This window comes from Gemmatimonadota bacterium, from assembly GCA_009835325.1.
GTDB lineage: Bacteria > JAAXHH01 > JAAXHH01 > JAAXHH01 > JAAXHH01 > JAAXHH01.
The window spans coordinates 1-8,267 of sequence record VXWP01000014.1 but is presented as its reverse complement, the minus strand read 5'-3'; the positions used below and the strand labels follow the sequence as shown (position 1 = coordinate 8,267).

Below are 8,267 nucleotides of genomic sequence, written 5' to 3'. Positions count from 1 at the left end.
GGTCAGTCCGGGGGCGGGCGATCCGCGGGACCGTCAGACGCGCCACCGTCAAATTCGGCTGGATCAGATGCGCCGTTCTTCGTCTATCTCTCCACCAATGCCCCGCACACCCCCTATCTCGTGTCCGAGGAATACGCCCGGCCCTACCGTGGCAACCCCGACGTGCCGGAACCCGAATTCTGCGGCATGATCGCGAACATCGACGAGAACTTCGGGCGCCTTCGCCGCAGGCTCGCTGAACTGGGCCTGGAAGAAGACACTGTCCTGGTCTTCATGACCGACAACGGGAGTTCCGGTGGAAGCGAACTCGATGATAACCAGTACGCGGTACGGGGATACAATGCGGGGATGCGGGGCAAGAAGGGGTCCTACTATGACGGCGGGCACCGCGTGCCCTTCTTCCTCCGATGGCCGGGAGGCGGTCTCGACGGAGGACGGGACGTCGACGAGATGAGTCTTCATATCGACGTGCTGCCGACCTTCATCGACCTCTGTGATCTCGACGCGCCTGATGTGAACTTCGATGGTCAGAACATAGCACCGCTGTTGCATGGCGGCCCGGCGAGCCTGCCCGGTGACCGGGTCCATTTCCTGCAGTATCGCCAGGATACCGTGCCACCGGAGAAATGGACCAATGCCGTGATGACACGCCGCTGGCGGCTCGTCCGGGGCAAAGAGCTGTACGACATCAAGGCCGATCCGGGTCAGCGCAAGGACTTGGCCGCCGACCTTCCGGACGTGGTGGAGCGGCTGCGCGTCGCCCATGACGCCTGGTGGGACGAGATCTCAGCCGGACTCGAAGCCTACTGTCCCATAACGCTCGGCGATCCGGCCGAGAATCCCGCGCGCCTCTGCGCCATGGACGTGCTGGGGGACGTGGCCTGGCACCAGACACATATCGCCCAGGCCAGGAAAAGTACCGGCACCTGGGCCGTCGAGATTGCGCGGCCCGGCCGCTACCGGTTCTCCCTGCGCCGCTGGCCCGCCGAACGCGACCTGGCCATCGACGGAACGATCCCGCCCGAGGAGGCGAGGGCCCTCATTTACGCCCCGGAGGATGCCCGCTCCGAGGCGATCCGGCCGGCCTTAGCGCGCCTGTCGCTTTTCGACGAGGAACGGAGCGAATCCTTGAAATCCGGCGACAAAACCGCCGAGTTCATCCTCGCGATCTGCAGCACGGGACCGACGCTCCTGCATGCTTCTTTCATCGATGAGGAAGGGGAAACCCAGGGGGCGTACTACGTGGACGTCGAGCGGCTGGACGCGGCGGAATGAAGATCAGGCCGGTACCGTCCGGTTGATTTCCAGCGCTTCTGCGAATCGTTCGACCGACGTCTGCAATCCATCGATCAGCCCCTCGTCGAAGGCAGTCAGCCTGGCGTCCGTTGAACGACAGCGCGTCGTGATGGGCAGTCCGATACGCTGGAGGTACCGTTTGCAGGTGACAAGGTACTTGTTGTTGACGACCGGCGCCAGGGACGTCATCATCCGCTGCACCTCCTCCGCATTTTCCGGCTGTTCGTCATACTCGGTACACAACCAGGCAAACAGTTCGGGGAATACGTTGCCGGCAACGGGAGAAATCCCGGCGGCCCCGTAGCGAAGCCCCGCGAGTCCGGTTTCGAAGTGGGCATTGAAGACCCCAAGCGGCGTGTCGCGCACGGCGTCGATCTTCAGCCGGAGCAGATCGATGTCGCAGACCGTATCCTTGTGGTAGAGGAACCGGCCGGTAGCGCCGAGATGCCCGAACAGTTCGGGCGACAGTTTTCGGTGATAGGGCGTAGGGCATTCGTAGAGCCCCAGGGGAACGGGATCCGTCAAGGCGAGCAGTCGCTCCATGTTCCGCTTCAGCACTTCCTCGTCCTCGTCACTTTCGGCCATCAGGCAGACGATGACGACCACCGCGTCCACGCCCAGGTCGGCCATATGCCTGACAAACCGGGCCTGATTCTCTATAGGGCCGCCGAAGGTCCCGGTGGCGACAACGGGCACGCTGCCTCCGGTCTGGTTTACGACGCGTTGCGCTACGGCCAGGCGCTCCACGTCATCCAGGTGAAACATCTCGCTGGAACCGCAGCAGGCAAAGAGGCCCGCCGATCCCCTCTCGATATACCAGTCGGTCAGGGCGTCCACGCCGTACCAGTCGATGGATCCGTCCTCGTGAAAGGCGTTGAGCATCACCGGCCAGAGACCGTGGGGCAATGTCTGAGTTGGCATGGCGTGGCTTCCTGTGGGTTTGATTCTGTCAAGGATTTCGTGTCATGCGTTCGGCTTACGGATCATATAGTAGTGCCGTCTTCCGTGTCAAGAATAACCGGGGCGCGTCGGGTACCGGGCATGGGCGACGATCACCGAGACGTATGATGCGAAGCACCCTGTAGTCCTTTACACCCCCTGGTTACGAAGGTATATTTTCGGGTAGCGATCCTGGTAACCGCACACGAATTGCCATCCCCTTCCATAGACGGGAAAGCCGGTATATTCCGGTTCAACTCCCGAAAGAAAACAATGTCCGTTCTCGGCCTGATCTGTACCCGGTGTAATGCCCAATATCCTCTGGCGCCGATGTTCTTCGGCTGTCCCGCTTGCGTAGAAGAGACAGGGGGCGGCGCGGACGAGGCAGGGGGCGGCGCTGCCGCGTTGACGGTGGCATACGACTACAAGGCCATTGCGTCCGAACTGAACGTGGAGGACTGGGATCGCCCGGGTCACGGTATCTGGAGATTCGACGCCCTGCTGCCGCTGCGGGATCCGGCGGAGCAGATCTCCCTGGGCGAAGGGAACACGGCCCTCGTGCGGCCCCGGGTGGTGTGCGAGGTGACCGGGTTGTCGAACCTGTACATCAAGAACGAGACGACCAATCCCACCTGGGCCTTCAAAGACCGGTTCCACGCGTCCTCGGTCTCCATGGCTCGATCCCTGGGCTACAACCGGGTCACGGCCAGCACCACGGGCAATCACGGCGCGTCGGCCGCGGCCTATTGCGCCGCCGCGGAGATGGATTCCTGCATCATCCTCTGTCATCCCGAATCCTCCATGCTTCAGCGGGACATGATCGCCCTGTACGGAGGCCATGCCTTTGTGCTGGAGGATCGCTTTCAGTACCTGGACACGTTGATCCGGGACCACGGCTACTATCCCTCGACGACCATGACGCCCATGCCCACGGGTACGCCCTTCGGCATCGAGGGCTACAAGACCATCGCCTTCGAGATCTTCGTGCAACTCGGCGGCCGGATCCCCGATCGGATGTTCTGTCCCATCGCCGCGGGTGACGCGCTGTTCGGTCCGTGGAAGGGATTCAACGAACTGCGCGCGCTGGATCTCGTCGAGCGGAATCCGGTCATGCATGGGGTGCAGTCGGCCGGATGCAATCCTTACGTGCAGTCGTTCCAACAGGGACGCGGCGACGTGATCGTCCACCCCGATCCGAGTTCCATCGCCCTGTCCATCCGCGACGACACCGGTGGGCCCCTGGCGCTGGGGGCCATCTACGATTCCGGCGGCGACGCCACCGACGTGACCGAGGACGAGATCATCGATGCGGTGCGCCTGCTCGCGCGGAGCGGCTACCTGGTCGAGCCGTCATCGGCGGCCTCCGTTGCCGGGGTGATCAAGGCCGCCCGGACAGGTCGCGTTTCCTCCAATGAGACCGTCGTGTGCCTGGTCACCGGATCGGGCGCCAAGTGGCCGGAAATCATGGCTGAACTGGCAGACCGCGACGCGCCCATCGAGCCCACCTTGGAAGAGATCAAGGCACGGGCCGGCCTCGACGGTGATTCGCCCTGAAAGCACCGCCATGACTATGCCCTTGTACATGCTCGCCGACGACCTCGCCGGCGCTCACGACGTGGCGGTACCCTTCGTCAAACAGGGCTTCGCCGTGGCCGTGCCGACCGGTCCGGACCGGCTGGACCGGTTCGATGCGGCGGACCTGATCGTGCTGAACACGGACACCCGTTCCTGTGGTGAGACGGAAGCCGCGATGCGTGTCGGCGTGGCCTGCAAGGCGATACGCGCCCGGTCGGGAGCGTTGATATACAAGAAGATCGACTCGACACTCAGGGGACATGTGGGCTTGGAAATCAACCTTGTCAGCGACATAATGGGCTTCGGCCTGGTGGTATGCGCTCCGGCTTTTCCCGAAATGGGCCGGACGACCGTGGGCGGCTATCAACTGCTTCACGGCGTTCCGGTACGGTGCCAGGACCTGGTAGGTCCCGATATCCCGCCGCAACACGCCTTCATCCCGGATCTACTGGACAATGGCCCCGGCAGGGCGAGGACCCACATCGATTTGAAAACCGTCCATGGCGGTTCGATAACCATCTGTAAGGCGCTCGCCCGGATCAAGGCTGCTTCGGGGACCTCGGTCGTGGTGGACATGGACGATCCAACAGGATGGGATGGGTTGCTGGACGCGATCCTCGAGGTCCATGAAACTTCGGAGGAAAGGCAGTCTTCGGCGTCTGCGGCGGATTCGGCGCTTGTGGCGGATTCGGTGCTGCTCTGTGGCTCCGGTGGTATGGCGGGCGCCCTTGCGGAACGGTTGGCACTCACGTGGAAGCCGCGGACCGCCACATCCCGGTCACTGCGGCCATCATCCTGGATGCCGCGCGTCGCCGCAACCGCGCCGCCACTGAAGGACGGTCCCGTACTCGTCTTCGCCTGCAGTCTGCACGACACGACAGTCCGCCAGGTCGAGGAAGCCAGTAGCCGAAAGTCGATAACCATCTGTCCCTTTGATCCGATGTCTTTCGTCGACGAAAGGGAGAGCCGGGGCGAGGTGGATCGACTGACAACAAGCGTCGCGGAGGTCATGGGGAAGGGGCGGAACGCAGTCGTGACCCCGAAACGGCCCGGCCGGCCTCAGCTGCAAACGTGGCTTGAGCGCCTGTCGGAGAAAACCCCCGGCCGCGATCCGGCATCGGTGGTCCTCGAAAACCTGGGCGAAGTCGCCCGAAGGCTGTTCGTGGCAGTGGACCCGGGCGGCATCGTACTCACGGGCGGGGAGACCGCCGGAAGCGTCTTTCGGACACTCGATAGCGACGGGGCCTGGATCCAGGGCCGGATAGAACCGGGCGTAGCCCACGCCGTTGTCGCGGGCGGCCCCCGGAATGGTATGGGCCTGGTTATCAAACCCGGTTCCTTCGGCGATCAACACACACTGGCGAAGGCCGTGGCATGCCTCTCTCCGCGCGGTGTCGACACCAAGGCCGGGGACACACCGGTTGGCACCACCGGACCTGCCGGCAAGCGGGCAACCGGCAACCTTTGAGGAAGCGGTATGGATGAACGACCGGTCATCGGCATTACCCTGGGCGATCCGAACGGCGTGGGACCGGAGATCATCGTAAAGATCCTGTCGCAGGAATGGGTCTACGAGCTGTGCCGGCCGCTGGTCATAGGACATGACGAGGTGCTCCGAAGGACCCTTTCGCTGGCCCAATTGGCCGATGAAGATTTACCAGGCGGCCGTGATGGCGGAGAAACGGCCCCGAATCTGGATATTCACGTGACCGGCCATCCCGCGGCCGGTCTGTACCGTTACGGCACGGTGGACGTGCTGAATGCCGCGGACGTTGAAACTGACGGATTAAAGTCAGGGAAGGAGCAGGCCGAGGCCGGACGCCTTGCCGTGGAATGCGTGAAATGGGCCTCCCGCATGGCGATGGACGGCGACATCGCCGCCATGGTCACCGCGCCGATGAACAAGGCGGCCATGAGCCTGGCCGGATACGCCTACGCCGGCCATACCGAACTGCTGGCCGAAATCACGGGAACGAAACGTTTCAGGCTCGCACTGGCCTTCGACGGGATCCTGGTCTCCCACGCGACGACCCACGTTTCCCTGCGAGACGCCATCGACCGCCTGTCCGAAGATGAAATACTCATCACCCTGGACCTGGTCGGCAGCGCGCTGGCCGGCATGGGCGTGGCGGCGCCGCGGATCGCCGTGTGCGGACTGAATCCCCATGCGGGCGAGGGCGGACTCTTCGGGGACGAGGAGATCCGCATCATCAAGCCCGCCATCGAAAAAGCGCGTGAGAAAGCCGGTGCCGGGAACTGGCGGATCACGGGTCCCCTGCCGCCGGACACCGTGTTCATGCGGGCCCGGAAGGGTGACTTCGACGGGATCATCGGCATGTACCACGACCAGGGACACATCCCGGTCAAGGCCATCGCCTTCGACCGCACCGTGAACGTGACCCTCGGCCTGCCGATCATCCGGACTTCCGTGGATCACGGCACGGCCTTCGATATCGCGGGCAAGGGCATTGCCGACGCGGGCAACCTGGGTGAGGCGCTTCGGATGGCCGTGTCGCTTGTCGGCGAACAGTGGTCCATTGGAGATGGAAAAGGAGCACAGGCCACGTCATGAATTCGAAACTGCGGCCGGCGGAAGGACCGGGCGGCGGTTCGGTTGGAGGATCGACCCGAGGATGGGCGGGCCGGCGTTACACGGCCATCCTGGCAGCCTCTCTGCTGGCATGCGCAGGCATGCTTCTGGCCGAAGCCATACCGCTTGCCCCTCAGGACACCAACCCCGTCTTCAACGCCATCGGCAAGCGGATGCCGCCGGACGCGGCACCACTGGAATTCCAGACGTACCGGTTCATGCGGGACGAGCCCCGCAGCCTGGACGTCAGCGTCAACCTCTACGTGGGACAGTGGAACGAGTTCCTCTTCGAGACCCTGGTCGCCAAGGACGAAAACGGCGACCTCATCCCGGCGGCGGCCGATCGATGGGAGGTCTCTGCCGACGGCAAGACCTGGACCTTCTATCTGCGGAAAACTGGGCGGTGGAGCGACGGCCGGCCCGTCACGGCCCACGACTTCGTCTATACGTTCCGCAGGTCTCTCTCCTACGAGACGGCCAATCCCTACGCCGCGTTCTACAGCGACATCGTGGGTGCGACGACCTACAGCCAGACCCCGAACGCTGATCCGGAAATGCTGGGCGTCAGGGCCGTCGACGACCATACGCTGACCTTCGAAACCACCCACCCGGCACCGTACCTGGGACTCATTCTCTCCGTCCCCACCTCCATGCCGGTGCCCCGGTGGCAGGTGGAGAAGCACGGACCCCGGTGGACCGAAGAAGGGAACTGCGTGACCAATTCGAGCTACAGGCTGACGGAATGGAAGCACGGCAGCCACATGAACTTCGAGCTCGATCCCTATTACGACGGCCCCATCAAGGGTTATGTGGAGAAGATCCACCGCGTCTTCCGCCATCCGTCCACGGCCAACCTGCTACCCTACGAAAATGACGAGGTGGGATTTGCCGAGGTACAGGCCAACGAGTTGATCCGCGTGCAGCGCGATCCCGAATTGAGCTCGGAACTCGTCTCCAACCCGACCGACGGCACATGGTACATCTTCTTCAATACACGGAAACCGCCCTTTGACGATGCCCGGGTCCGGCGTGCCATCGCCCGGGCCATCGACCGGGAAACGATCTGCCGCGTAGTCCTGCATGGCGCCGCCGTTCCCGCCTATTCCATGCTGCCGGTCACCTTCGACGCCCACGACGACTACAAAGCCTACCAGGAATTCGATCCGGAACAGGCGCGGAAGTTGCTGGCAGAGGCCGGTTATCCCGGTGGCCGCGGGTTCCCGGTGATGGAAATGTGGCTGAGGCAGCCGAGACCCGATATCCGGATGGTCGCCGAGGTGATCCAGGGCATGCTGCGGGAACACCTGGGCATCGGCATCACGTTCCGCAGCGCCGATTACCCCGTATTTACCAACTACATGTTCAACTGGAACATCGATCTGGGAATGGTACCCTTCTTCGGGGACTACCGGGATCCCAAGAACATGCTGGACATGATCTGGCGCCCCGGAACGCGTGGGCGCAGCCGCCACGATTTCGAACACGCGGAATTCGAGGCGTTGCTGGACGCGGCGGACCAGGAACTGGATCCCGGAAGACGGACGGAAATCATCCGCCGGGCCGAGCGCTTCCTGGTCGGGGAGGCGGGGGCCGCCTTCGTCTTCCATCCCATGGCGAACCACCTCTTCAAGCCGTGGCTCAGGGGACTCAAGACCAACCGATTCGGCGGAAAGACCGTGATCTTCACGGATCTCTATATCGGCGAGGATTTTCCCGGTGCGAGGTAGGACTTCGGGGCTGGACGGCACAAGACCGGCGCAGCGTCCCGCGGGGGACACTCGTTGCCTTCGGAAGCCCGAAGGCCGCCGGTCAGCCGCCGATCTTACTTCTTCTTATGCCTGTCGGCCCGCAAACGTTTCTTGCGCTT

Annotated in this window: 6 protein-coding genes; 5 read left to right on the top strand and 1 reads right to left on the bottom strand. The window is 63.4% G+C overall.

Annotated elements, in window-relative coordinates; translation table 11 throughout:
• Positions 1–1,275: sulfatase-like hydrolase/transferase (locus tag F4Z81_01655; GenBank protein MXW03751.1), on the top strand; the 1,275-nt coding region annotated here is incomplete at its 5' end.
• Between the two features lie 3 nt (positions 1,276–1,278).
• On the opposite strand, the gene F4Z81_01650 is transcribed toward F4Z81_01655, so the two are convergent.
• Positions 1,279–2,217, bottom strand: a complete 939-nt coding sequence (locus F4Z81_01650; protein ID MXW03750.1) for a dihydrodipicolinate synthase family protein — start codon at positions 2,215–2,217, stop codon at positions 1,279–1,281.
• A 291-nt stretch (positions 2,218–2,508) separates the two neighbouring features.
• Between F4Z81_01650 and F4Z81_01645 the strand changes: the two genes are divergently transcribed.
• From F4Z81_01645 to F4Z81_01630, 4 genes are read left to right on the top strand one after another with little or no spacing between them, the layout of a single operon-like run.
• The gene (locus F4Z81_01645; protein MXW03749.1) at positions 2,509–3,789 is read left to right on the top strand and encodes a pyridoxal-phosphate dependent enzyme; all 1,281 of its coding nucleotides are present in this window, start codon (positions 2,509–2,511) and stop codon (positions 3,787–3,789) included.
• Positions 3,647–5,278: a four-carbon acid sugar kinase family protein gene (locus F4Z81_01640; protein MXW03748.1), complete on the top strand. Its 1,632-nt coding sequence runs from the start codon at positions 3,647–3,649 to the stop codon at positions 5,276–5,278. The genes F4Z81_01645 and F4Z81_01640 overlap by 143 nt, the downstream gene beginning before the upstream one ends.
• A 9-nt stretch (positions 5,279–5,287) precedes the next feature.
• Positions 5,288–6,382, top strand: coding sequence for a 4-hydroxythreonine-4-phosphate dehydrogenase PdxA (gene pdxA / locus F4Z81_01635; GenBank protein ID MXW03747.1), 1,095 nt, complete (start codon positions 5,288–5,290; stop codon positions 6,380–6,382).
• A complete protein-coding gene (locus F4Z81_01630) occupies positions 6,379–8,127 on the top strand; it encodes a peptide ABC transporter substrate-binding protein (GenBank protein MXW03746.1) in 1,749 nt (582 codons plus the stop codon). The genes pdxA and F4Z81_01630 overlap by 4 nt, the downstream gene beginning before the upstream one ends.
• The last annotated feature ends 140 nt before the right edge of the window (positions 8,128–8,267 follow it).